Below are 25,743 nucleotides of genomic sequence, written 5' to 3'. Positions count from 1 at the left end.
AGATCACCGCGCTTTGTTCTCGCATCGCTCATCCGCTTCCGGAGGTGCGGGAGTATTGGAAAAAAAGAAGTACTCCGCTTGCGCACGGATCGGGCGAAAGACCCTCGATGAGGATGGAAACTTCTGCCCTTCAGGCAAGGGGTGAATTTGCTGCGAGATCTCAGCATCAAAGGGATGAATGAGAGTGACTCTGTCGAACAATCCTGGCGGAGGCATCTCCACGTACTCCAGATCCGTGTCTGCGTAGCCGATTGAGTCGACAAGTATGAGCCACCAGTAACGGTAGTCGTCCTTCACCGAGCTAATCTTCTCGGACTTTTCCTCGATTGCGATCTTCAGGCTGTCCACTAGGTCGCATGCTGGGAAACCCTGCGCCTGATGATCCGCTACAAGTCCACGGACAAATAAGTTCGCGTGCTCAGTGTGAGCGCGTTTCACACTGAAGCGGAAGTTATCAGAGATTTTGTGATCAAAGGGCTGCTTATTCCGGCTAGCGACGAACGGAAGAAGAACCGCGTCCAGGTGACGCTCCAATTTTCTTATATCCAAGGGGCGTTTGAACCAGTATGAAAAATACCAGGTGCACTCATCTGCTGGGCGAGGCCCAAGTTTCTTCAGATACTTATCCAAAAAACGTGACAACGGCCTCTGGATCTGGCGAGAACTTTCGTATCCTCTCTTTGACCCATTCGGATGGTGCTTTTCAACGAGACGCACCTCTACGGCAATATCATTGTTTATCAGAAAATCGGGTGTCTGATTAGGGCACGGCTCGTACCTAATGTTTGTGAAACCGCGCGCTTTGAGAAATCGCTCAGCCTGAACTTCACCCTCTTTCACCGTACCCTCCCTCCAAGGCTGGCCTTATGATAGCAGCTGAAAATGCTGAGTTGAAGGTACACACGAACCGGGCTCCAAGGACGATCGCCGGGATAGATCGGTGGCAACTCCAAGGGTGCTTGCCGGAGTAAGGTGAAGCCAGGCGGGAACGTATAGGCGCCCATCCCGTCAATCTAAGACTTCGCATTTTTCTCAAAAAATCGACTGCGATCAGATTGTTGCACGAAAGCGACACGCTCTCTGATCGCTTTAGAGAGTCAAACAGCGCGCTCATGCGTTGCGCGCTGTATGTGTAGCGTGATGCTAGAGAGAGCGTGCTGTAACACTCTCTCTAGCGATCTAAACGCGCATCACAAAGTCACGTTCAGATACTGCGCTAGCTCTTGCGTCGCGCAAGCATCGCGATTGATTTTGTAAACGATTGTGTTTGCAGCGTCGCGCGCTTCTGTCAGAACGTCGAAAGCTTGCAGTGCATTGATAGACGAGCTCGATTGCGTGCTAGCAGTATTAGCAGCAACATGCTTTTGATACTTCGCAGCTGCGATAATTTTCTCGCGCTTTGCGTCACTCGTCTTGCAGTGCAACGAACAAGCGCTGATAGCGTCTTTATGCGTAAGCGTCATCTCATTTGCTTCGAGTGCAAGCGCTGCGAGAAAGATTGTCAATGAGCACCGAAGTTTCCGCAGATGTGGGCGCCTAAAATTCCCTATTCTGTCGGTACGGGATGGTCAGTAATCATTTGTATTCGTGCTCGGAGTTTCCTTTCGTCGGTGGTCTGCCACGGCGTTTGGGCTGCGGCGGATTGAATGTGGCACTGTTTCGCAGGTTTTCGGGTACAAGCGCGGCGTGCTCACGCATGCGATAGCTGGACCCTTCGATCTGGATGACGACGGCATGGTGCAGCAGCCTGTCGAGCAGCGCGGTGGCAACGACAGGATCGCCGAAGACCTCACCCCATTCGGCAAAGCCGCGGTTCGAGGTGAGGATCATGGCGCCCTTTTCGTAGCGGGCGTTGACCAACTGGAAGAACAGGTTGGCCCCGCCCGGTGTGACCGGCAGATATCCGATCTCATCGACGACGAGCAGCGAGGCTCTTGTCAGGAAGCGAATCTTCTCGCGGAGCGTTCCTTCGCGTTCGGCCTTGGCGAGCTGAGCGATGAGATCGGCGAGCGGGATGAAGTAGACCGCTTTCCCAGCGCGCACGGCCTCGACTGCAAGCGCGGTGGCAATGTGGCTTTTGCCGGTGCCCGGCGGCCACAGCAAATGGACGACCTCTGCGCGCTCGATGAAGTCGAGGCCGGCAAGAGCAAGGATACGGTTCCTGTCGAGCGATGGCTGGAACGAGAAGTCGTAGCCGGCGAGCGTTTTCACGACAGGCAGCCGTGCCATGCGCAGAGCGGCCTTGATCCGTCGGTTTTCGCGCAGCGACAATTCTTCGCCGAGCAGTTCGTCGAACGCCTCGATGCCATCGATCTGGCCTTGTTCTATACGCCGCAGGGTTGCATCGAGGATCTCAAGCGCCCGGGGCATCTTGAGGCTGACCAGGCTTTTGCGGATGGAGTCGATACGCGTGACTGGCGCGACGCCGTTCATGGCCGCCCCTCCGTGGCCAGGCTCGCACCGATAGCTTCATAGATGGCCAGTGAGCGCCGCGGCACATGGTCACCGATACGGCCGATCATCGTCATCGGCCGCTCATCCATTCTCGGCTGAGGTCGTCCGGTGCGATGGCGCTGGTCGATACGATATTGCCGGCGTCCTTCCAGAATCGGGTGTTCGGCAACGACGATACCGCGGTCGACGACGCGGATCAGATCCGGCAGTTGCTCGATCTCGACGACGCGCCGCGTTCGATCGGGCACGCTGTAATAGTTGCCGCCCACCGCCACGAGCCCGTCATGGCTGACCCGCCTCTCGAGCCTCAGGACAGCGTTGAAGCGGTGCTCGGGCAAGCGCTGCAACTCTTCGTGCTCCTCGTAGAAGGCCTCGGTCACCACGCGTTGGGTCGTGCCATGCACCCGTACATTGGCAACCGTGTCGAGCCAGTCGATGAGCTGGGCGTTGAGATTCTCCATGTTTCGAAAGGACCGCCCCAGGAAGAAGTCCTCGCGGATATAGCGGAACGGCCGCTCCACTTTCCCCTTCGTCTTCGCGCGGTAGGGTCGGCACGCCCTGGGCTGGAACCGGTAGTGCTTCGCCAGCGCCAGCAGCGAGGTATTGTAGACGATGTGCCCCTGGTCATCCTCGCCGGTCACCGCGGTCTTCATCCGGTCGTACAGGATCTCGATCGGCACACCGTCCAGAGCCTCGAAGGCCTGCATATGACAGCGCAGCAGCGTTTGCAGGTCTTGGTGCAACACATAGCGGGCGAAGAGGAAGCGCGAGAAGCCCAATACCATGCTGAACAGCCAGACGATGCGCGCCACGCCGGGCTCATCGGTGAACTCCACCACGAAGCGGGCGAAGTCGACCTGGCCTTGCACGCCGGCTTTGGTCTCGAAGCGGACCTCGTAGGGCTTGGGGTCATGCTCAGGTCGGATCGCCGCCAGATAGCGCTTCACCGCCGTGTAGGCGCCAGCATAGCCCATCTCCCTGATCTCGCGGGTCAGGCGTGAGGCCGTCAGGTCTGGGAATGCTTTCACCCGTTCGCGCAGAAAATCCAAGTAGGGCGCGATCTTGCTCGGTCGGCCTGCCACGCGCGGGCCGTAAGCCGGCACCTCAACGCCCCGCTCGATGTATTTGCGCACGGTCTTGGGATCGCGCCCCGTTCGACGCGCGATCGCCGTCACCGACAGCCCCTGCCGATGCAACTCAAGTATCATCATGGCTTCTCCAAGTCGGATCATCGGCACAGCCTCCCGCAGAAGGTCATCGCGCCGATTTTGGAGTTGCCCAACGTGCCGGGGTTAACCCCGGCACGTTGGGCAACCAGCTCCAACAATCAGGGAATTTTCAAAGCCCACTTTTGCGGAGAATTACACGCCCACTGACAAAAGATAGCGCGCGTATAGTGATTGAGAGCGTTCACGCGTGCGATAGAGCGTGCAATGTTGATATCTTTCTCATACGCATAGACGTTGTAACGTGCGTTGCTGCGCTCACTGCGATTGATGCGATTAGTATCGCACTGCGACGCGAGCATGATTTCAGCGATGCGATCATGATCAGCGCTCTTGCGAATGTTCGCAAGCGTCTTTCGCATAGACATGTTATCAGCGTCTTTGTCTTTCTCGTAAGCAATGCGCGCGTCAATAGCAGCGACGAGAGAAGCGCGAAAATCAGCAACGTTTGTCATGTCAGTTACTCGCGTTTGAGTGTTGTGTGTTATGCGATGCGTTGTGTTCATCTGCATAAGTAAGTGTTTAATTATCGAGGTAAGGGGAACAACAGAAATGAGCGAATAAAAGCGAAAATTCGTCAAAAATCGACGCGTGCTGAAAAAGACGAATCAAAAACAATGACTTAGAACGCGCACGACGAAAGCGAGAAAATACACACGAGGAGGAGCGTGCGATTACACGTAACGAGAGAACATGAGTCAAAACAATGCGTTAGCTGAAACGCGCGAATGACGCGAAAAGCGCTCAAAACGAAGCATCGCGCAGAAAATCGTGAATAAAAACAACGTGTTACGAGATAAGCGCGAAAGCTGTAACGCTGTAAATCGCGTTATGCGTATGCATGAAGCGTCATAACGCGCGCAGGTTCACTTCGCCGTCAAATCCCGAGTGTTTTTCAATGTGTTAGCATGAGACACTGCAAATATGACGCTCTCATAAGAGCAAACGCGTGAACAGGGGCGCAAGGCGTGCGAGTATGCGCATACATGTGGCGTAGGCACATGTGACCGTTTCGCGTTGGTTCCTAAAATTTCCGGCATTCCCGAGGGCATTCCATGGGTTCTCACATAGCTCCGTGGTTCCGGCGATCTAGCATCGTGCCATCCCATGGCTATCCATGATGCGCCAGACCAGCACACACCGTGGTGACCCATGGGGCTGTGACGATAGGGAAGAGACGCGCCGAAGCGCATCCCTTGCCTTGTGTCACTCCGCTGCGACGAGATTCGTCGTCATCTGTCGTGCCTTTCGATATGCGATCGCCTGACGACGCTCGCGTGCGCGCTGCTCCTTTCTCTTTTGCGCTTCGTCCCAGGGAAGTTCGTCATAGAGTCTGTTCTGCAGACCGACATAGTTGCGAGCACGCAGAACGCGATCCACGAACGATGACAGCTGCTGCTTAGCATGCACGTGCAGTCGAGAATTAATCTGCATCGCGCCCTTGCGCATGCTCTCAGTCATCGCCTCTTCGAACTCGACGACGTCAGTGAGAGCCTCAATGAGAGAATTGTTGCGAAGAGCGTTCATGTCATGTCTCGCGTTCTTGTGTGTGTTGATGTCGATCTCGTTTCGACATGATCACAATGACGCAGCACTTTTCGGGATAGAATCGGTAACAGCTGCAACAACTTAGGGAGAAAACTCACGCTCAATCACGGAGAGTTCCGGCTAGGTGTGGCAAGCCGCGGCATGATGGCGAGATAGGCGTGTTCCGCGGATCTGCATGGGGAGTTCTGGGGCGCCGTGGCCTGGCCTGAAGAGACCGGACCGTGCCTGGCCGAGGCGGACTGGACCCATCGCAAGGCGTGGAAAACCATGGGAGACGGGACTGACAGACCCAGGAGATCCGGTGAGGGATCCTGGGCCGGCTGTTAGGGTTCGAGCCCCATTTTTCTTAAGAGATCCATACAGGCTTCCTGCTCGGTCTTGCCGCGCCCGATCTCGGCGGTGGAGCCGCATTGAACGTAGACATGCGCCCCCACAGTGTAGGCGGTCACGGTGGTTTGGAGGCGGACCTCAAGTGCCTCGGTGTTCACTGCACGTCCTCCGAGATGAAAACGCATCGACCATCCATACCGCAGCCCGCGGCAAATTCGATGGTGACGACGATGAGCGCGGCGCAGATAGCGAGCCCGACGAAAAGGTGGAGTGAAGCGCTGAAAATGTTGCTTGGCATGGCGTTGTCTCTCTGTTGACGATTGATAGTCGCAGAGCGAGCAACGGATTGCGGGTGGTAGCTGCCGGCGCTTACAGCGGGACGTCGAACGTGAAGAACTTATCGAAGACGTCCGCGGGGCTCGCATCGTGACTGAGCTCCGCGTAAGCGTTCTTGAACGCCTTGGCGAAGCACGTCAGAACGTGTGGGTGATAATCGATCTCGTAATCCTCGGTCTTGTCGATCGACAATGCTCGAGACGCGATCGGCGAAGTTGAGCACGATCCGGAACTTCTCGAAGGCATCGCTTTCAGCAATCGTCTCGTCGGGGTCGAGGTAGCTGCGGGTCAGAAACACCGAAGCAGTTAGCGTATCAGCTTCCTGATTGTAGGACGCAGTACTGACTTGGAAGACGTTGGGCATAATCGTGACTCGCTTGTGTGTTGACTCGTCTTTCTCGCTCTTTGAGATGAGGGATAAAATCGGCAGCTGATAGCAGCTATAGCGCCGAGGGAAATCGACTGCAGAAATCACCATGGATCGCCGGAGAATGCCCGCTTGCATTCCACACGCGAACTGATCAGATTATCGAGACATCACAGCTGCATAGGCGCTCTCAGACGAGATGAGATCTCGTTCGGGAGCGCTTTCGGTTGTGGCGCTCATCAGACGGCTCATTGCCGCCATGGAGCGGAGACCCAGCACCTCGGCCAAGCCGTGCCGCGACCCACTGCGCCATCCTGAGCCACGGGGATCCGTTGTGCCGTGGAGCGGTTCCGGAGCCGGATGCTGGCCGATCCTAAAATTTCCGCGGCTGGTTCCTGTCCGTTCCGGGAACCTCAACCGATCCACGATCCGATTCAGAGAGTCTGAGGGTTAGTTCAACCCCTCACCCTCATATCAGCGATGCTTACCCTCTAGAATGGCCAGAGAAGGCCGGGGAGCAGGGTCGAGGGAGGTGTCAGCTACGGTGGTAGCGGAAGTAAGTAATAACTGACTTATGGGACCTCTACGGCCATTTTAGCGCCATGGTGTTCCGCGGCCGGTGCGTCTCACAGGTGGCGCTCCATGAGCTACCACGCAGAATTGAGGATTTCCATGGGTTTGAGGCAAATGCGCCATAAAGGCGGACTGGCTCGGAACGGGAGAATTGACCGGAAGGTGTCAGCGGCGCGCCTCGAATTTTTTGCCCCTTCCCTCCATTTTAGAGTTGACTGAGAGGTGTGGAGCCTCTATCGCGCACATATGCACGTCACACGCGCACACGTAGTAATACCGTTCGTATATATATAAATATATATATACTCACTAGTTAGGGTGTTAAGAGAAGTATCTCTTAACAATCTCTCCGAGCGGAACTTCGTGCACCAGCGCCATTGAGACCTCTTCCGGAACAGGATCGCGGTTGCTTTGGTGTGGAAATGATATCCCGGTCCATGGGTCTGTGTGGCTGTGAGAGGGAGTGAGAGAGAAAGCTCCTCATTCCGGCTCTGGGTCTTAGTGGCCTGGTTTTGGAAGACCCGTCTTGGTGGCCTGAGAAAAAGAGACCCCTTGGCCTGGTGAAGATGGACTGTTCCGGTCCTGGTTAGCCAAGGAAGGTTATGGTGGTTTGTGGGAAGCCGTGGATGTGCCGCTCCCCCAGCTATCTCACCACTCACCGGCTCACTCTCAACCACACCTTCACCCTACTCTCAACCACACCCTTTTCGCCTCGCACCAACGTTCCCCCTCTCACACTTGCCACTCTCTCATTCTCACCGGTCCACCTTCCCTTCTCTCCCCTAAGACACGCTCGTCTCTCCGGGCTCAGGTGTCTTGTTTGTACGTTATATGCCTCACTAGCCCTTCGCTAAGCCAGCACTGCCTTTTCTTTCTTTACGGTTAGCGGGAAAGCTGTATTGCTGGATACTTTTAAACGCTCTGTGAGACGTGTCCCTGTCTGTCAGCTGTCTGTGTACTCTGACGCTATCGGATGCTGCTCAGTGAGCTTCCCTGCTCGTTCTAGCGCGTGCTTAGATCTCTATTCTAGCTCTTGCGATAATCAGCGATGCGCTCAGCTTTCCCATAAGCTGCGTGTAACATTTGTGCAACATATGAAGAACCACATCCGTGAATATTCGGACCACGCAACGCAAACCCGATTGGTGTCAGCTTCGAACACTACCCCAAACGGAGGATAGCAAGTCGGCAGTTTAGATCGTATGTAAGAGCGCTTTTAGAATGGGGGACACAATGAAATCACTATCGTTAGTTGTGGTTTGCAGTCTTCTCCCGACCGGGGCGATCGCTCAGTCAACACAGCCTGATTTCGTCGTCCAACGCATTACGTACAAGCGGGAAACGAACCAAAGTGCTATCGAAAAGGGCGTAGAACAACTGAATTCAAAGGAGGGGCACGCGCTGGTCCAAGCCGCATGCGCGGCGCTGGGATGCTCGGGGACTGCCGTTAATGCAGGTCTTTACGCAATAGATCAATCAGTAAATAAGAAATCCGAACAGGATCAGAATAACTATTTTTATGCCCCTGAGGGATATACAATTTGCACAGCGGTTCCAGTAGGAAAGCAATATGACGGTGTGGAATTTACGGAGGATGCATCCTTCGATGCGACTGTGTCCCGCCGACAAGGGCCGAGGCAGGATTTTCTAGAGATTAGCACCGTAGTGCCAAAGAAGCGCGGGAAGCGGGTACGGGCGATGGCCACGTTTGACGTCATTTTTGTCAATAAGAAACTAGGATGGAGTGCCTTCCCTGGCAAGTGTTTGCCCAGCGGCTCCTCACCGTGGCTCAGTAGGAACAACGACACGAGATTGAACGTTCCTGACACGGTCCCCAGTTGGAAGCTTCCTGGCTTCTAGCTGCAGCAAGAAGAGTTCGACAAGATAAGGCGTCAAGCCCCGCCACGCAGCGCTAGCGGGGCTTTTATGTTCCCGGCGCCCAGTGCTATTGCCTAAAGGATACGCATGCGTAAGCTTAGCCGTGGCTGGTTATGCGCTGGGAGGGCGGGTTTGGTACGGCTCGAGGTTGACTATTATCATGTAACGCGCGGAAAAACCGCGGTCACACCCGGTGACGTTCTGCTGCCTGGATATTGGGGTAGAACAATGCGGGCAATTCCTCATCAGGTGCCGGAAGGGTATGATCCTGCGTGGATCAGTTTGCTTTGGGAGGTGGCATTTGAAGCCGCTAGACCGCCAGATTTTCCATCTCGCTTGGAGAGTCTTTTTGCCTTTCGCGACGAGGCCGAAGCTCGGTGGTTCCGTACCAACGTAAGAAAAGGCGTTGGCGAGCTGTGTCGTGTGCGTCTCGTGGATCCGAGCGCGAAAATACATCTTGGACACTACGACATGATCGGAATGCACCAGTCTAAAGGTTTTATCGAGTACGTGCCCTATTGTGCTCATGCCTACTGGCATGAGGCGCCACGGGGCAAAGTTGAGGTTCTGATCGAAGGGCCGTTGCGCGTCGAAGAGATTATTTCTTGAGAGTGGGCGCAGTCTGACGAAAATGCTTTTTCAAGCGTGCGATGCGGACTGGCGAGCTGTCCCTTATGCTCCAGAGTTCCTCGAGCAAGGCCGCAACGTTGGGATCGCCGACATAGGCGACGAGCTTAAAGCCCCGTTCAAGCTCGACTTCTATGCTCGCGCCATCAGCGCGCACATTCGGATAGTCCCCCATAACCCGTCCCCCAAACCTGTAGATGTCGCTACACGTGCCTGACCCCCGTCTAACACGGCACCGCTTAAGCCAATAACCATGATTTTAGCGAACGTTAACCAGCTTTGGCAAACGGGGATTTCGCCTAACGGGGGTCGATGCTTGACCGCGACGGTTTGGGCCGTAGATTAGTTAAAACCGTCGATCCCCAAGCCGACGGATAGAAACTCTGATCCATCTCCCCAACCCGCCATGACGCGCCCCGCTTGGCGGGTTTCGTTTGTGCGCGACTATTTTTTGGGTGGGAAGTCGCAAGAGCTGCCATGAGATTGCGCGCGGCAATCTCCGGTGTCGCTCCCCTTCCTTCAACGGGCCGTCCGTCCGCGAGTGGAGAGGTGTATTCAGGGACATTGCAAATAAAAGCACTCCAAGCGCACTCGATTGGGATAGGGCCCCAGTAGCAGAACATGAGCTTCTCGTTATCTCGCTTGAGATCTATCATCGTGTCGATGAGTTCAGAAAGGCTCCTCTTTTCCCCGACAGCGTCGGCCGCCTGTCTAAGAAGTTTGCCAATTTCAGCGTGGTAGGCTCGCTTGTAAGTCGACAACGGGATGAGGTTTTGCGCCATACTTGCACATGGAAGTGTTTGAGTTTCCTCGCCGGTAGCAGCGGGGGATTCTACTTGTTCCTTGTTTGACGTCACGAGCTTTCTCCTCATTTAATTGCTGAGACTGAGAATTCGCGCTTTGGCTGAAAGGATCTATCGCGTTCGACCCCACGTTGTGTGTCGCTCGGCGATGAGCGATGCTATAAGCATCTTATCCGTCCGCTGTGCTTCTGCCGATCGTGTGTTAAAATAAGATCCAGACGAATGGCGCAGCTGGGGGAAGGCCGCAATGACTAACAAGTTTTCGCGGCGCGTAGCCGAAATTGGGGAGCTTATCGACGAGGCGACATTCGACCCTAAAGGGTGGGACGACGCGCTCGATGCGATGCATCACCTCATGCCCGAGACGCAAATTGTGCTTCACACACGAGATTCCTTAGCGCCGGGTACCACGCCGATCCTACTCCGGGGCTGGGATATGACTTACATAGCGTCTTACACCCAGCACTATGCTGCACTGAATCCGTGGGTTCCCATAATGGCGGAGGCGCCATTAATGGTCCCCGTATGGACGGAAGACACGTTGCCGTCGTCGTCATTCGAAAATACCGAGTTCTATACAGATTGGCTCCGTGGCGCTGGCAATGCGCTTAGCGCCACGGGCCTGAAGCTCTTTCAGGAGAGCGGTCGAAATGCCTCTATCGATCTTCATTATAGCATCCGGCACAACGAGGCTCATCACCGCGATGCGAGGAAGCTACTTTCCGCTATTGCGCCTCGTCTCCGTCGGTCGATAGCCGCAGCGCGTGTTTTTCACCCCACCGCTGCCCGCACAGACCTGCCTGGAGCTCTGACCGAAGCGGCCTTTCTCGTCGACACCAATTGCGTGGTTCGCGACCACAACGGCGCTGCGCAGCAGTTGCTTGAATCAGGAAGCACACTCTCATTGTCCCCTAAAGGGAGACTGCTCCTGAGCCCCTGTGGTTGGAACGAATGGCTGGAGGAACAAGTAGCTCGAGCCTGCGGAGCCAAGAAGTCCAAGCCTGTAACGTCTGCGCGACAACCGTCTGGCTCGTTCAATGTCATCGTTCTTCCCATTCGCGATCGGACTAGCAATTTCTCTGGGATAGCGTCACTCTTTCCTCCGACATTGTATGCACTAGTCATCTTCCAGCGTGCGGCCCACCGAATCGAAATGGTCGTAAAGGATAACGCAAGAAACCCCTACCGGCTAACGGCAGCAGAGCAGCGGTTGGTTTCTGCGCTATTGGATGGCCGATCCCTTAGCGAGGCGGCCGAACAATTTGGCATCACTCGCGAGACGGTCCGAACTCATCTCCGCTCGATCTTTCTGAAAACTGGCACACACCGGCAGGTGGAGCTAGTACGTCTATTAATGCAAGGGCCTTCGGGAGTAGGGGATAAACTTTAAGGCAGCGGCTCCGACCATGGGAAATCCCAACGAGTTTGGTCGAGAACAAAGTTGATTCCATTTTGACTCAAAGTTGTGTCGATTATTGTTATAAACGCCTCTCCAGTACCATCTGTGATCCGGAAAACGGTGTCTCGCAAAGTTGGATCTCCTTTTGAGTAGGATCTGTAATTGGATAGCTCTATGGACATTCCCTCAGCGACGCGAATGGCATTGATGGCATCGTGGAATCCCGCAATATCTCTCGCGTTCTCGGTGGAATTATAGTAATAAACATTCGTGGAGTAAAAATGACCGGAAACTGGCGAAGGATCAGACCCATTGCCGTATATCAACTTGCCAGGCCCTAGTTGTAAGTTAATCGTAATCGTTGTCGCGGTTGAGGCCGCGTTGCCGTCGGTCGCCTGATACGTGAACATTACGGGTCGAGAGTGATAGCTATAGTTCTCGTCGTCGTACCAATTCTTCCGATAGTCCTCGGGCGTGTAGACAAATGAGCCGTCGGCCGCGAGCTCTATAGTCCCTCGTGATGGCCCTTCTACCAACACAGCTTGTAGGGCCGAGGGTCCATCGCTATCGCTGTCATTGCGCAAGACACCATTGTCGACAGATATGACGAGTGGCTGACCGCCTTGGACGGCATAGTCGTCCGCGTTCGCGACTGGTATATCGTTCACGGGATCGACCGTAATCTGGATCGCGCCATGCGACGAATGGATGCCGTCAGTTACAACGTAGCCCGCGTCGACAATCCCGCTAAAATCAGCATCAGGCGTGAACGTCCATTGGCCATCGGAGGCCTGACTGAAGATGCCATGAGGGCTTGTGGGAGCGGTTGAGAACGTGATGACATCCCCGTCGGGGTCAATTGCCAGAAAGCCCAGGTCGATAGCTACGTCCTCGGGTGTATGGATGGTGAGCGTCTGAGCGATTGGAGCAGAATTAGCATCTTGGGTCAGAAACTCGGCACCTGCAATTGAGAAAGCCAGGCTGCCCTGCGCACTAAGCCTGATTTCGTCAAAGGATTCGTGGTTCGGGCTCGATATTGCTATCCCATTTCCACTCACGGGCACGAGTTGTTCACCTACCTTGCTTCCTGCGTGGAATAGCTCAGCCTTCACCAGTCCGCTGCCTTTCACATTGATGAGATCGAATTTTGCGCTATCGATCGCTTGGGTGCGGATGCTGGCGCCGAGCCCGTAGAGTTCACTGCCGAGGCGAAACGTGAGTTGCTCACCTCCTTCGACGCTCGCTGCGGATCCGTCATCCCCTCGTACCCCAAGGCCGCCTGTCAGCAGCGCTGGCACCTGCACGCCGAATAGTCCACCGAGAAAGTCAAAGATCGGGGAAAGTTTTGTTGCCGCGCTTGTCGATAGTGGTCCAAGATAGGCAGCGCCTCCTACTGCCGAGATGTCAAGAAAGTGCAGCGCGCCACCGAATCCCCGTGGCGTATCCACGCCGTCAGACGCAATCTCATAGTCACGACCCAAAGCGCTCCCTGTGGCGCGGCTATAGACCGACGTTTCGAGTCGACACCCCGACATCACGTCGAGCTTTATGCGATAACCAGGTTGCGCGGTCATTTGCCTCTTCCCCAAATAATCCCACTAAAAGTGTGAGTAAGCGTCAAGGCGCACGCATCACCCGAACGGGTTAGGGTTACTGGTAGAGCAACGGCGGGAGCTAACGCCCTACCGGCGCTAGCTGGTTCACGCTGCGGATTTGAGCAACGCATATTCGAGCGCTTGGCCAACGAGTTCTCGGATCTGAGCAAGGGTCTCAAAGCGTTGTAGCTCGCCATTCTCCCAGACGGGCTGCAAAAGGTTCTCGCGGCCATTCAACTCCTCGAGCCTGATCGCTTTGAGCATGCCGTCATCCCAGATCACAGCCTGGCGGCCTGCCTTCGAGCGCTTCCGCGTGTCCGTCACGGGGTCCTTGTAGACGTCATGCCACACGCCGCTTGTGTCCTCGCGGGCGCTCGCCTTCATGGCGAAGCTGTGGGTATCCCGAGACATGTTCTGAAGGAGCTCGCCACCCATGCCGAAGGCAATGTTGTCGGCCGAGAAGCCCTCACGCATCAGGTTCATTAGGATCTTATGGATAGATGTCTCGTTGATCCCGTCGCCCTGGATGACGCGCACGCTGGGGTGCAGAACCTTGTATCCCTTGCTGTTGAAGCTGAAGCCGAATTTCTCCGCCAGCGCCTTAATCGTTTGGACCGGAATGATTGTCGGGTCGCCTGAATCAGGACGAACCACGAGTGTGGCGCCGGAAGCCTTCACCTCCTCGAGCAGCGAGCCGCACCAGATATTTCGCACGGCGTTGTCGAGGTCGTAGCTGTTCGAGACCACAGCGAACATCGCACCAGGCTTGCCGAACTGCCGGATCATGTTCTGATAGGCGTCCTCCTCGCCGTCCCTGCCCCACGCTGTGATGGTGGAATGCTCGGCCGCGGGGATCGAGAAGCCAGCCATCGGCTCATGGTAGTGGAATTTGGCCATCTGGAGAGCCTGCAGCGTGTCCGTGCCGCGGAAGATAGCCAGATGCGCACAGCCACCGATGCCTGCGCTTAGACCGGAAGACGCGCCGCGCGAGCCAAAATCATGCAGCTTGAAGAGCTCGGCGCCGGCGGGCTCGTCGGATGTGGTATCCAAGTAGCTGCGGATGAGCTTTCGGATCTTGAAGGACCGGGTCGCGACCGTCGTCGGGTGCCACACCCGCAAAAGTGCTGTTTCGAGATAACTGGTCAGCCATGCCATCTCAGGGTCGGTGTTCACCACCTGAACCATAGGCACGCCTGCGGGCACATAAGTTCCCTCCAGAAGAGCCTCGATTTTGACGGGCAAAAAGCCGTAGTGTTTGTCGATGATGCGCTGGAAGCCGGCGATGTTGATCGGGAGCCCGTGTCCTTCGAACTCCTTCATCTCATCCACGTCCTCTTGCGTGAGCTGGTGCAGGCACTCGCCGAGGATCATCTGGAGACCGAAAAAGATCGTGCTGTCTTTCCGCGCCTCGATGTAGGAGGACATGCTGGCCGTATCCGGCGGGTACTGCAGAAAGTGGCTCAGCTTGTAGCTGTCGGTATCGGCGAGAATGTTGTAGGTCATATCTGATCTCCTCAGATTTCGTTCAGCTGCAAACCCCTTGCAGCTGCTAGGCACTTAGATCCCCAGCATGCGCCGGAGGATATCGTAGTGATCCGCGTAGAACTCCGACGGGTTGAGATTGCCGATCGGATACCAAGCGGCGTGCTTGGCGTCGTCCGAGCCCTGGATCTTGGATAGCTCTGTCCGCTCGGGCAGCCGGAACAGATAGGCGTGGGTGATGATACGAGCCCGCTCATCCCTGTGAGGATGGTCGAACACCATCGTCTTGTCGTCCTCGATGTAGGAGCGAAGCACGCCAGCGGGGACCTCGCCGCGGCTGTCGGAGATGCGGGTTTCCTCCTTCAGCTCGCGCACCGCAGCATCGATCAGATGCTCGTCGGCATTGACGAAACCACCTGGCAGCGCCAGTCGGTCGAGACCGGGTCGCCCTCCCCGCTTGATCAGAAGAACGTGGCCTGACTGGATCGCCACCGCATCTGCAGAGACGAACGGCCCTTTGCCCCATTGCTTCTGATAGGTCTGCACCGCATTGGTGTCAGCCACCAGCTCGGCGTAGTCCTCAGTCAGCCGGAAATCCTTCATGAAGTCGACGACGTGCTCGGAGCAGTTATCCCGGGGAAGCACGCCCATCGCGCTGAAGTAGGAATTCCGGATGTCTGTCGCGTTGAAGAGGCCATATTGGCCCTTCACCGGCACGCTGTCCCACTCGGGGAATTTCTTGAGATAGAACGACGAGCCGTCTTTGGCGAAGCCGATTAGCCCTACTCGAAAATCCCTGGTACCGTGTGTTCGGAAGCCACCGCCCTTTCCGTACTCAAGCACGGTCTCGGTGACTTCGCGTTGCACTTCGGCAATCCAGGCATCATCATTGTACTGGTTGTCGGTCACGGGAAGAATGATCAGGCGCTTTTCGGACACCTCCCTTTGATAGATGTGGGCGATCATACCGCGCCGTTCCTCGAACGTGAAAGGATTGCGCGGCGAGCGGGCGTTATCGGCCGATCCAATGACCACGATGACCCGTTCACTGAGAGTCAGCGCACTGTCCAAAATATGCTGATGGCCGATGTGAAAGGGCTGAAAACGCCCGATAAACACGACGAAATCGTGCTGTACCATACCGAGACCTCCTCGGGTGAAAAGCCCCGCCGACATCCGACGGGACGGGTGAGATTCTATCAGATCACGTTTTCAATCGCCACCTCGTCTGTCGCTTCAATAATCAATACCCGGATATCCCACCAGGCGTTCTCTCCCTCAAAGATACTCCGGCTCTCAGCCTCCTCTGCTGTCGTCTCTAGATTTCTCCGGCATCGGTTCTGTGTGCCGCTATATGTGAACTTATGTCTCTCGATCCGAGTGTTCTCTTGGCCTGCCTTAGCTCAAACCGTTGCATGCCGGCCTCTCTGGCCTTGGGGATCGCTCGGAAGCTGTATTTCTGGAAAGCTTACAAGCGCTCTGTGAGACGCGTCCCTGCTTGAGCGCTATCTATCACGTCGAAGCGATCGGATGCTGCTCAGTGAGCTTCCCTGCTCGTTCTAGCGCGTGCTTAGATCTGTGTCTGCGCTCTAGCGATAATCAATGATGCGCTCACTTTTCCCATAAGCTTGATGTAACATTTGTGCAACAACAGATTATACGAAGTCGACATGTGAAATTCTCTTGAGGCAACGTTCTGCAATGTGGATACCGTGTTGAACTGCCTTGAAGAAGTTGGGTAGATTTGCGCAGGTATGGGCTAAGCGGCAGGTTCTATGACGTTCTTGGTGAGGTTAGCCGGGGCACTGCTATGCTGCCTCTCCTTTGCCGCCGTTGCGGAGCCAATGAAGTTCTCGAAGGGTGGGAGCGATGAGGCGTGCCGGACGTGCGACTTCATTCAGGCTCGCGGAGAAATTGTAGATTCCACCCCGGACGACTTTGCTAAGTTTCTCGCAAACACCGCGTATATGTCCAATCGGATCAGACTGGAATCGCCAGGAGGTTCACTTCGTGCAGGTCTAAAATTGGGAGAGATGATCCGCGATAGGAAAATGGCTACCGAGGTTGGAGGCGATAGCCTCGTTCCGGGCGAGAAGCGGGTCTGGAGCTCCGGAGTTATCACGCGACGAGTTCCAGGCGAGTGCGCCTCCGCTTGCGCTTACGCATTTCTCGGAGGGGTTGAACGATCGCTTGAGCCAGGGAGCCGGCTTGGCTTTCACAGATTCTACCTTCCAAGCGCTTTGAATGCGCCGACGGAGGCGCTGTTTACAGGCGGAGACCTTGATAGAACGCAGCTTTTAACAGCGGCGTTAGCTCTGTATATCGCCAAAATGGGGGCCGACGCTCGGTTGATGGGAGTCGCGAGCGAGTCCGGTCCGGGCGAGATGCGTTGGATAACGCCAGCGGAGGCACTTGAACTCAAGATTATCGCCGACCCCGGTGGTTGGAAGCCATGGCATGTAGAGACCTTCAGAGGGGGTCTTATCGCAGTCTCGTCGACAACGACGAGAGAATACGCATGGTTGCCTCCTGCACGCGTAAGCGTGGACCGCAGGTTGTTCTTTCGCTTAAAGCTACGGGCGCTTACGACTGGTTCGAAGCGTGCCGAAGCGGTTCTTCAAATTACCGCTCGCATTGGGTCTTCGGCGAGGAGGTTGGCTATGAGCAGACGGAAGCGCTGCGACTTTCAGATGGAGGCGCGATCCGATTCCGGCTGCCTACCGGTAGGCCACGTCTGACGTCCCCGAGCCTTTTCTCTCAAGGTTCGGATTATCCAATGGCCTGTACCTCAGTGGGCTTTGGTGGCTCGCGAGAGAATTTCGTTCCCGCGGTGCAAATCGCCATGCGGAATTGCTTTGATGAATAGTTTAGTATGATAGACGTGGTTGGCGACGAGCTACATAAAATCAGGATACAGTCCCGGCTTAACCTGACTAGGATCCTCCGCGAAAATTGTAATGGCCGAGCCGTCTTCTGTAATCAGCCTCAATGTGTCGTACTCGCTGTTCGCTAACACTATTGCTACATCTCCACCGCTCAGCCCAAAAATGTTACTCACAGACCAAGAGGCATTTTCCTCTTTAATCCGCTCAATAATCAGAATGATCGAATCGTTGGTCGCATGGTATTCGCGAACGGCGGTTGATGACTCCGGGTCTGACGGAGCTGATACGTCCGGCTCCTTAGATGACGGCACATCGGCGACAGGATCGCTCGTCACAACATCGTCTGTGCGGGGCTTTGTCGATGAATCCACGAATGTCTGGGGCGGCTCCGAGGAACTCGGCAGAGCTGATGGCTCTTTGGCGTCGCGGCCGAGGTTGTCCTGAAGTGGCGCGACATGAGCCTCTTTCCCTGTATCGTTTGGCGCGATCGCCTGTCTTTCTGTAGCAGACAAGGCGCGGGAAAGCGGATCTTCTCCCCAGCGCTTTCTACCTTTTGTAGAGGCGCTTCTATGTGTTGCGGCTGGGTAGGTTCAGGAGTTTCCGGAATAGTAGGCGCTTCGACCGGATGGTTGTTATCCGATCCGCCAGCGAACCATAAGGTCGGCAGCTCCTGAACAACGCGAGCCGCTGTGATCACCGCGATTGCCTCGACCAGGCTCATATCCTTCGTCAACTCGGCCACGGCGCCCGGATCGATCGGCGACCACCAGGCAGCATCAGCATCGGACAGGTGAAAGGACGCCAGGGCGATGGCTGCGGCAACAATCCCCAGATTGGTGACGGTGGCGCTCGGACGATTATAACCAGTGGCCTTGAGCCTAGAAACCAGACGATCAAGGATTTCCTTGATGTCTTGGCCTCGCATCAGCCGGCTGAAGGCTGGACTGTCCGCGACCACCTCGCCGTCGATGATGGCGACATGAGCGATTATCTCGCCGGTACCGGGGCGCACAAACACAACCCACGGATCGCCCTCGTCGGAGGACCCGCGATCGATCTCCGCTCTAATGCCCGCCTGAAGGACCGCTGCCTCAGGTTGATAAAGCTTTGCGAGCGCCCGATTTCGGGCGGTGGCATGGAAGGGGAACGGTGTGATCTTGGCGTCCATGGCGAGAAAGTGCCACAGTAGGAAATCCGCTTCAACAAAGGTGTTGCACGTGGTCTGCCTGCAGCGACGCTTCGAGCTCGCCAATCTGCCGACGAAGCCCAGCGAGGAGTGCTAGGAGTTCCCCGTCAGGAGGCGATCGGGCATCTACTTCGCGAAGATGCTTCTCCAAAAGCGCTATGCGGACGCCTAAGCTGCCCTTTACGCTCCACAGTTCCTCAAGCAGAGCTGCAAGGGCAGGGTCTCCGACATAGGCTGCAAGCTTCAAACCCTGTTCAAGCTCGATCTCTATGTTCGCGCCATCAGCGCGTACATCCGGATAGTCCCCCATAACTCGTCCCCCGCACCTACCGATCGATGTCACAAACCGTACCCCGACCCCCGTCGAACACGGCCCTGCTTAAGTCAATTATTACGGTTCTAGCGAACGTTAACCAGATTGGCAAACTGGGATTTCGTCTAATAGCGCGGATGCTTGACCCCGATGTTTTCCGCGCCGTAGATTAGGTGAAACCGTCGATCCCCAAGCCGACGGATAGAAACTCTGATCCATCTCCCCAACCCGCCAGGGCGTTCCCCCGCTTGGCGGGTTTCGTTTGAGGTCCTACAGAAGTTGATTGTGATTAAATCTGAATGGCTCGTTGAGCCCGATGCCTTTGCAGCCGATGAAAGCCCTGACCGCTGAAAATTTGTTCGGATTGATAATGAGCGCATCACGCTGGCGAACCTTCTGCATGGTCCCGTACTCCAGACGCTCGCCATTCTCCCCGAATACCGCAGGAGGTTCTCACTCCCTGTGAGCCCATTCGCAGCCGGATGGCTTTGCATGAGGTCATCCAGATAGCGGCCTGAGCGCCGGTCTTCGAGTGATTCCGGATTTCCGTGACAGGCTTTCAAAAATTATGCCACGCGGATAGGACTCTAGTCGCGATATGCCGGCGAACGCCAGACCGCGGCTATGTTTCGTAGCCAGTCGCAGACGAAAGTTCAAGCGACTCAAGGCGCAGCTTAGTCATTCAGCGCTTTATATACGTGTGCATCGCTGTATTGACGAACTACGCAGGGGCGCCTAAGCTTCGAGCTAAGGTGTGGGTTTGATTACCCTGCCTGGCGGTATCAAGAGCCGTCCTATGGACGTTTGAACTGCTCCCCGCTTTATCGGTCGTCCCGGTAGGCGGGGATTTTTCTTTGAGCTTGCGCTAGTTCAATCCGGGCGCGAGGCATGCTCCTACGTGCAAGATGCTCCCCAAAGAAGGACTTCGGTGGGTTCAGTCGTGGTCGAATAAGAGTTCATACGTCACTGGATCGTAAAACATCATGAGCGTCTGAACGAATTCCTTGGGGTCCATTTTTAGATGTCCGGCCCATTCACGGTACCGCTCCGGTGGAATCCGACCGCGTCCGATCTCGAGCTGGGATATGAATGTATAGTATTGAGCGCCCACGAGTGTAGCCAGTTCTCGCTGCGATAGGCCGACGGCTTCGCGACGTTCCTTCAGCCACTTTCCCGCTTCACGGCGAAGTGCTTGGACGTCCACATCTTTGCCGACAACACCGTGGCTCGCTCGCAGGGGCGTCACGCTCATTTCCCGGGTCCTTGGATCGATAGCTCACATTACAGCAACCGATTCGGTGGTGCAATATTCACTGTACGCCAGCCGGGGTATATTTTTTTCATACACATTCCCCGGAGTGTTGCATTTTTGCGGTTAATGATATTTAACCCTCGGAAATAACACGATAAATTGGGACCGATCGGGCGCATTCGACCGATTGGCTGGTAATAAAAAGCGATACATAGTGCTTGCGAGGGTATGGCTTCCGCTGTATGGCTTCAACTTCTCGGGGCCATAACTGGCATTACGCGGTTTCGCCCCTTGCCTAGAGAGGACTTGTCCATGGCTCTTGATCCAGCAGTAGTTGCTGACAACTACGAAGCAATTCTTCGTGTTACGCCTACCCAGTCTCAAATCAACGCGCTTGCCGGTTCTTACGACACCGTGCAGGAGCTGCAAAACGTTCTGATCACCGCCGCTCGCGGCAGCGTTAACCCCGTCGTTCAGCTCTACCAGGCTGTGTTCGGTCGCGTGCCGGACAGCGCTGGTCTCGACTTCTGGGTGCAGAGCTACACGCAGGCGAACGTCGGCGGCACGCTTACGCTCGGCAATCTGTCGACCGCTTTCGCAGTCAGCCAGGAGTTCCAGGACCAGTATGACAATCTTCCCGACGCAGCCGTCGTCGCGAAGATGTATGTCAACGTGCTCGGCCGCGAAGGTGAGCCTGCTGGCGTGCAGTTCTGGACTGCCGCTCTTGGCCAGTGGACCCAGGAAGTCGGCCGCGAGGAAGCTCTCGCCCGCCTCGTCCTGTCGTTCTCACAGTCGCCGGAATTTACCGACGCGGCGCAGGAATACATCGCCGGCTTCCTCGAGGCCGCTGCTGATGGCGAGCCCGTCTACACCGGCACGCTGTTCAATCCGGACTTCCTGCCGCCGGAGCCGCAGCCGGAGCCGGAGACCATTCCGCTGACCTCGGGCGTCGACATCCTCAACATCCATGACGGCGACGTCGTTCGTGGTGGCACGGGCACGCTGACGGCTGGCGACATCATCACCGGCAATTCCGGCTCGGTCGAGCTCGAGTTCACCTCGGGTGGTTATGACGGCCAGACGATCAAGAACGTCGACCTCATCACGGTCGGCACCAGCGACGCCGCTGGCACGGGCCCGGTCACCGTTGACACCCGCCGCTGGACCGAGATCGACGCGATCGCTCTCGACACGCTGCGTGTCGACACCAAGCTCAGCAATCTGCAGAGCTCGGACACCGTCTACAGCATCGACGACGATGTCTCGTCGAACGGCCTGCTGCACACCACGCTCGACTTTGACGCTCAGGCTGTCGGTGCCGGCAAGGTTGTGAAGCTCGGCCTCAAGGAAGTTCGCGGCGATGTCGAATTGACGGCTGACGCCGGTGCCAAGATCGAGACGGTCGCGCTGACCATCAACGACACGGCGGGCTTCACGTCGGACGTCAACTCGTTCCACTCCCAGGGCACCACGAAGCTGACGATCGACGGCGGCACGGCCGGCCTCGACTTCCGCATCAAGAACGCCCTCGACGCTGGCCTCACCAGCATCGACGCCTCGGCTGCCAAGTCGAACCTGTCGCTGAACATCTCCGACTCGACCACTGACATCAATGTCAAGCTCGGCTCGGGCAACGACAAGCTCTACACCGGCGACACGCTCTCCAACGGCGACGTGTTCAAGGGCGGCGCTGGTGACGACACGCTCTATGCGACCTTCACCAAGGCAGCACAGCGCGCGCCGACGAGCTCCGAGATCGAGACCTTTGACCTCACCTTCAACGGCAATGCGAAGCTCAATTTTGCCAATGTTGATGACGTCAAGACTGTGAACGTCAACCAGAGCACTGACCGCATCCAGTTGGCCAACATGGACTCGACGGTCGCGAACCTGAACGTGTCGGGCCTACAGGCAGATGCCTACCACACGATCGAATACGCTGCGGGCGTTACCGACAGCAATCTGAAGGTCACCTGGACCAACAACAAGGCCAACGACATTTTTGCGGGTGCTCTCGGCGTCAAGAACGCTGGTGAGTTCCACTTCGAGTCGAAGGGCCAGTTCGACACCTATTTCCATAACATTGCTCCGGACGGCTCCGGCGATGCTTGGCAGTTCGATATCAATAATCCCACGCACCCCGTGACCCGCGTTCTCGAAGTCGTCAACAGCGGCAAGGGCGATCTGGTCCTCGGTCAGAAGGGCGCCTCTGCGGAGTGGGCTGGCGGTGACGGCAACGACTCCTATTACGACATGAGCGACTTCGCGGATATCGGTGGCACCAATGCGGCGACGGACATCTCCTTCGCCACGAAGGACACCGGCGACATCCTGCTCCGCGATATCCGTAACGTCGCTTCGCTTGAGCGTTTCGACGCCCATGCGACGGCAAGCGGTGACATCTACATCAATTCGGTTGGTCTCGGCCTTGCCCTGGGCTTCAACAACCCGGCGCCGTTCGATGCCGCCCGTAACCTCGATGAGATCCACCTCTCCTCGGCGCAGGGCTCCACCACCAACGTCAACATCATCAATGCCCTTGGTGATCTGACGAGCCCGGTCCTGTCGAACGGCGCAACGATCTCCGAGATCACGCTTGATGCCCAGAACGACTCTGAGACCAATCTCTGGTACCTCGGTGCCGGCGATGTCGAGAAGACCACGATCACAATTGCCAATGGCGCCTCGGTCGGCGTCGGCACCTGGATCCTCGCCAACAACACCACTCAGGGTACCAGCACGGGAACTCTGACTGCGTCCGGCGCAGGTATCTTCGACGAGGGTGATTGGCAGGAAAGCGATCGTGGCGACGGCGGCCACTGGTTTACCTTCGCCAACCAGGCGATCAAGAACCAGGACTACTCTGGCCTGACGACCGATACGGTCCATGTCGATTTCATCAAGGACAAGGGCGGTGTCAACTTCATCGGCACCGACAATGACGTCGAAGAGTCATCAAGCATCTCTGACGGTCCCGGCGAGTCCGGCAACAGCTTTGTCAGCCTTGGCCCGGTCGGCAACGACCATACCAACGGCAGCCAGCCGGAGAATTTCTACAACCTCAATAACGAGGATCAGGATGGTTTCGGCGCCAATGACAGCTTCATCGGCCATGTGACCGGTGACTGGATCAAGGGCGGCGCGGGTAATGATGTCATTGACGCCCGAGGCGGTAATGACTTCATCTATACCGGCGGCGGCACCAACACGGTTTTGGCTGGCGACGGTGACGATTATGTCGTGACAGGAACGGAGGCCAAGAACACCATCACGCTCGGCAAGGGCGATGACTATGTTTACCTGAATCACGTTGGTCAGGCGAACATTGGTGGCAAGACCGTCGCGGACAATGTCATTACCGACTTCAATGATGACGGCAATGACACGCTCATCATCGACCTCAGCAGCGTTAACAGCTTCATCTCAGGTAGCCTGGTAAACACTGCTGGTAATGACATCGGAAGCGCAAATTCCGAAGATTATATTCAAGCGGACTTCCTGACACTCGCGAGCGTGGTCAGCAATCTCGGTAGCTTGGTGACGACACCGTCGTTTATCCAGCTCAATGGTACCTATGCCGACCACAACCTTGTGGCGGAAGACATCAATATCGGTGGCCTGCGCACGCTCATTGCAAGCGATCAGGTCAACGTTGGGGATGGCTTCCTGATCGGCTGGCGCGACAGCGATGGTGATTATCACATCAGCATCGCCGAAGTTGAGACGGAGTCGAATGATGTCCTCAACGTCGCAGCCTTCAACTTCAGCATTCACGACGTGGTTGAGTTGACCGGCACGAACGGTATCTCTCAGCCGGACCTGCTCTTCACGGCGTAATTCTCCGCCGCGTCATCCAATTCCCCTGGATGGCAGCTTTTCGGGACCCGGCGCACGCGCCGGGTCCTATTTCATTGTCACACATGTTGATCTTCCCGTTGAGGCTGCACCAGTCGCCCCGCGCGATACCGCACCGGAGGGAATCATGAAGACAAAGCCCACAGCGCCCCTTTCCGACGCCGCGCGCCTCGAACTTAGACATTGGATGACGACCGCAACGCCCGAAGAACGGGTGAGAGCGCGCTGCATCCTGATGGCGGAAACAAATGCCCACAATGGCGAGATCAGCCTCGCTGTTGGTCTTTCCCGGCACGCTGTTGGGAAATGGCGGACTCGTTATGCGGCGCTGGGGTTAGATGGAATAAAGGAGCCGCGCCGCGGCCGCATGCCGAGGTTCAGCGCCGAGGCGATTGAGGCGGTCATCTCGCTGCACCTGCTCCACAAAAACAGCGGCGAGAGTTGGCCCCTTCGCAAACTTGCCCGTGCCACGGGTATGTCGTTGGCCACCGTTCAGAAAATCCTTAAGGTTGCTTCGCAAGAACACTTTGGAGCTCCGGATCTTTCGGCCGCGTCAATAGCACTTCATGAAGCAGCGGCCGGGCAAACCGACGGATCTCACCCTTAGTGAGAAGGAGGCCGCATTGTGCTCGGTGCTCTGTCCCAAAAGCTGAGAGCGCGGTTTGGATTCGGCTCTGCGGGCGCGTCATCGTCTTCGAAGCTCAGAAATGCCGTCGATACGAAAGCTCAGAGCGAGCAGAGAGGTGGTCTCATCTCGCTCCCTCAGCGTACGTTGGAAAGCGTTCTCGAGGTGTGAGGTGAAAGTAGAGCGAACCGCCCAGGCAGAATCATTCGCACTCCGATTCCACAGGGTTCGCTACCGTATGCTGCAGGCTGGCGAGTTCGATCGCTTTCTTCTCATCTACAGTAGCGCCCAGCGCGCCCACGGCACTCGCGTCGATTGTATGATCGGGGAAATTGTCCAAGAGTGCGACAAGGTGCTTTCGAAGCCTCGCGCTTGAGGAGCTTCGTTCACATACCTGGTGTGAAGAAATTATGAAGTACGTCCTACCTCGGCAGGAGCGATCAAGGCGCAGGCCCTATCCCGAGTTATCTTGAACGCTCGGTGTGGAGGCGACGATCATAGCCGTCATTTTGACGTTGTGCCCAAAACTAACTGAACGCTCCTTACCTGACGCGGCGCCGCACCGACAGGGGCAAATTGGCTGCCGCTCATCTAAACGTCACTGAGCGCTTCGTGACGCTCGCAATGTCTGCATACATTTGTCAAATCGATCGCTCTTCGTAATCGTCCCTGCTCGTTAGAAACGCGAGCCGCTATGCGACTTTCTTAGCGCTCATTTTTGAGAGCTGTTCCATCGTGTAGACGGGGATGGTCACATGGAGCTCGATGTCGTGCTGCTGGACGAAGAAGTAGATTTGACCTGCAGCGATCGCGTTGGTCATCTCTCTGGCAATCGCCACGAGATCCTCGGAGAGCCATGGTTCGTCATCAGGGGTATGCGACAGCTCACGGAGAGCATGTTTCGCGCCTTCAGCATCGAGCGCTACCCGGCTCGTCACGCTCTCGACAGCCCCTCTGGCGACGACTACTCGCGTGACGGAATACACCTTACTCATCAGAACCTTCCTCT

Annotated in this window: 23 protein-coding genes; 4 read left to right on the top strand and 19 right to left on the bottom strand. The window is 56.3% G+C overall.

The genetic code is table 11. From position 1 onward, the window contains the following. Window positions 1-3 precede the first annotated feature (3 nt). The 9 genes from KIO76_RS29780 to KIO76_RS29740 form a co-directional block, all read right to left on the bottom strand. Entirely contained in the window at window positions 4-840 is an 837-nt protein-coding gene (locus KIO76_RS29780; RefSeq protein ID WP_213327303.1) for a hypothetical protein, read from the bottom strand. 350 nt (window positions 841-1,190) lie between these two features. Further along, on the bottom strand, window positions 1,191-1,505 hold the full coding sequence (locus tag KIO76_RS29775; RefSeq protein ID WP_213327302.1) for a hypothetical protein: 315 nt from the start codon (window positions 1,503-1,505) through the stop codon (window positions 1,191-1,193). Window positions 1,506-1,575: 70 nt separating this feature from the next. Further along, window positions 1,576-2,433, bottom strand: coding sequence for an IS21-like element helper ATPase IstB (gene istB, locus KIO76_RS29770; RefSeq protein ID WP_213327301.1), 858 nt, complete (start codon window positions 2,431-2,433; stop codon window positions 1,576-1,578). Then, on the bottom strand, window positions 2,430-3,686 hold the full coding sequence (gene istA / locus KIO76_RS29765; protein WP_213327300.1) for an IS21 family transposase: 1,257 nt from the start codon (window positions 3,684-3,686) through the stop codon (window positions 2,430-2,432). Before istA ends, istB begins: the two co-directional genes overlap by 4 nt. Before the next feature lie 95 nt (window positions 3,687-3,781). After that, complete coding sequence (locus KIO76_RS29760; RefSeq protein WP_213327299.1) at window positions 3,782-4,135, bottom strand: hypothetical protein; 354 nt, start codon at window positions 4,133-4,135, stop codon at window positions 3,782-3,784. A gap of 751 nt (window positions 4,136-4,886) precedes the next feature. Further along, a complete protein-coding gene (locus KIO76_RS29755; protein WP_213327298.1) occupies window positions 4,887-5,207 on the bottom strand; it encodes a hypothetical protein in 321 nt (106 codons plus the stop codon). Window positions 5,208-5,551: 344 nt separating this feature from the next. After that, window positions 5,552-5,743, bottom strand: a complete 192-nt coding sequence (locus tag KIO76_RS29750; RefSeq protein WP_213327297.1) for a hypothetical protein — start codon at window positions 5,741-5,743, stop codon at window positions 5,552-5,554. After that, window positions 5,713-5,856: a hypothetical protein gene (locus KIO76_RS29745; RefSeq protein WP_213327296.1), complete on the bottom strand. Its 144-nt coding sequence runs from the start codon at window positions 5,854-5,856 to the stop codon at window positions 5,713-5,715. The genes KIO76_RS29750 and KIO76_RS29745 overlap by 31 nt, the downstream gene beginning before the upstream one ends. Before the next feature lie 71 nt (window positions 5,857-5,927). Beyond that, window positions 5,928-6,086, bottom strand: a complete 159-nt coding sequence (locus KIO76_RS29740) for a hypothetical protein (RefSeq protein ID WP_213327295.1) — start codon at window positions 6,084-6,086, stop codon at window positions 5,928-5,930. A 2,758-nt stretch (window positions 6,087-8,844) separates the two neighbouring features. Between KIO76_RS29740 and KIO76_RS29735 the strand changes: the two genes are divergently transcribed. Further along, window positions 8,845-9,321, top strand: a complete 477-nt coding sequence (locus tag KIO76_RS29735; RefSeq protein ID WP_213327294.1) for a DUF2441 domain-containing protein — start codon at window positions 8,845-8,847, stop codon at window positions 9,319-9,321. Here the strand turns inward: KIO76_RS29735 and KIO76_RS29730 are convergent. Further along, a complete protein-coding gene (locus KIO76_RS29730) occupies window positions 9,311-9,514 on the bottom strand; it encodes a hypothetical protein (protein WP_213327293.1) in 204 nt (67 codons plus the stop codon). The two genes, KIO76_RS29735 and KIO76_RS29730, sit on opposite strands and share 11 nt — an antisense overlap. Window positions 9,515-10,389: 875 nt before the next feature. On the opposite strand from KIO76_RS29730, the gene KIO76_RS29725 reads away from it, so the two are divergent. Further along, window positions 10,390-11,532, top strand: a complete 1,143-nt coding sequence (locus KIO76_RS29725) for a helix-turn-helix transcriptional regulator (protein ID WP_213327292.1) — start codon at window positions 10,390-10,392, stop codon at window positions 11,530-11,532. Here the strand turns inward: KIO76_RS29725 and KIO76_RS29720 are convergent. From KIO76_RS29720 to KIO76_RS29690, 8 genes are all read right to left on the bottom strand, one after another. Continuing rightward, entirely contained in the window at window positions 11,529-13,115 is a 1,587-nt protein-coding gene (locus tag KIO76_RS29720; RefSeq protein ID WP_213327291.1) for a cadherin-like domain-containing protein, read from the bottom strand. The two genes, KIO76_RS29725 and KIO76_RS29720, sit on opposite strands and share 4 nt — an antisense overlap. A 126-nt stretch (window positions 13,116-13,241) precedes the next feature. Continuing rightward, window positions 13,242-14,639: a nicotinate phosphoribosyltransferase gene (locus KIO76_RS29715; protein ID WP_213327290.1), complete on the bottom strand. Its 1,398-nt coding sequence runs from the start codon at window positions 14,637-14,639 to the stop codon at window positions 13,242-13,244. Window positions 14,640-14,693: 54 nt separating this feature from the next. Next, complete coding sequence (locus KIO76_RS29710; RefSeq protein WP_213327289.1) at window positions 14,694-15,758, bottom strand: bifunctional nicotinamide-nucleotide adenylyltransferase/Nudix hydroxylase; 1,065 nt, start codon at window positions 15,756-15,758, stop codon at window positions 14,694-14,696. Window positions 15,759-17,514: 1,756 nt separating this feature from the next. Next, window positions 17,515-17,838 (bottom strand): hypothetical protein, encoded by a 324-nt coding sequence (locus KIO76_RS29705; protein ID WP_213327288.1) that lies wholly within the window; start codon window positions 17,836-17,838, stop codon window positions 17,515-17,517. Then, a complete protein-coding gene (locus KIO76_RS29700) occupies window positions 17,835-18,671 on the bottom strand; it encodes a hypothetical protein (protein WP_213327287.1) in 837 nt (278 codons plus the stop codon). Before KIO76_RS29700 ends, KIO76_RS29705 begins: the two co-directional genes overlap by 4 nt. Window positions 18,672-18,702: 31 nt before the next feature. Beyond that, entirely contained in the window at window positions 18,703-18,999 is a 297-nt protein-coding gene (locus KIO76_RS29695; RefSeq protein WP_213327286.1) for a hypothetical protein, read from the bottom strand. 273 nt (window positions 19,000-19,272) lie between these two features. Continuing rightward, window positions 19,273-19,404, bottom strand: coding sequence for a hypothetical protein (locus KIO76_RS31505; RefSeq protein ID WP_283771608.1), 132 nt, complete (start codon window positions 19,402-19,404; stop codon window positions 19,273-19,275). A gap of 532 nt (window positions 19,405-19,936) precedes the next feature. Continuing rightward, a complete protein-coding gene (locus tag KIO76_RS29690; protein WP_213327285.1) occupies window positions 19,937-20,254 on the bottom strand; it encodes a helix-turn-helix domain-containing protein in 318 nt (105 codons plus the stop codon). Between the two features lie 312 nt (window positions 20,255-20,566). On the opposite strand from KIO76_RS29690, the gene KIO76_RS29685 reads away from it, so the two are divergent. After that, complete coding sequence (locus KIO76_RS29685) at window positions 20,567-24,091, top strand: DUF4214 domain-containing protein (protein WP_213327284.1); 3,525 nt, start codon at window positions 20,567-20,569, stop codon at window positions 24,089-24,091. Between the two features lie 145 nt (window positions 24,092-24,236). Then, a complete protein-coding gene (locus KIO76_RS29680; RefSeq protein ID WP_213327283.1) occupies window positions 24,237-24,716 on the top strand; it encodes a helix-turn-helix domain-containing protein in 480 nt (159 codons plus the stop codon). 710 nt (window positions 24,717-25,426) lie between these two features. Here KIO76_RS29680 and KIO76_RS29675 read toward each other — a convergent pair. Further along, entirely contained in the window at window positions 25,427-25,729 is a 303-nt protein-coding gene (locus tag KIO76_RS29675) for a hypothetical protein (protein ID WP_213327282.1), read from the bottom strand. Window positions 25,730-25,743: the final 14 nt, after the last annotated feature.

This window comes from Chelatococcus sp. YT9 (assembly GCF_018398315.1).
GTDB lineage: Bacteria > Pseudomonadota > Alphaproteobacteria > Rhizobiales > Beijerinckiaceae > Chelatococcus.
The sequence above is the reverse complement of the archived record's forward strand: the minus strand, read 5'-3'. Positions and strand labels throughout refer to the sequence as shown.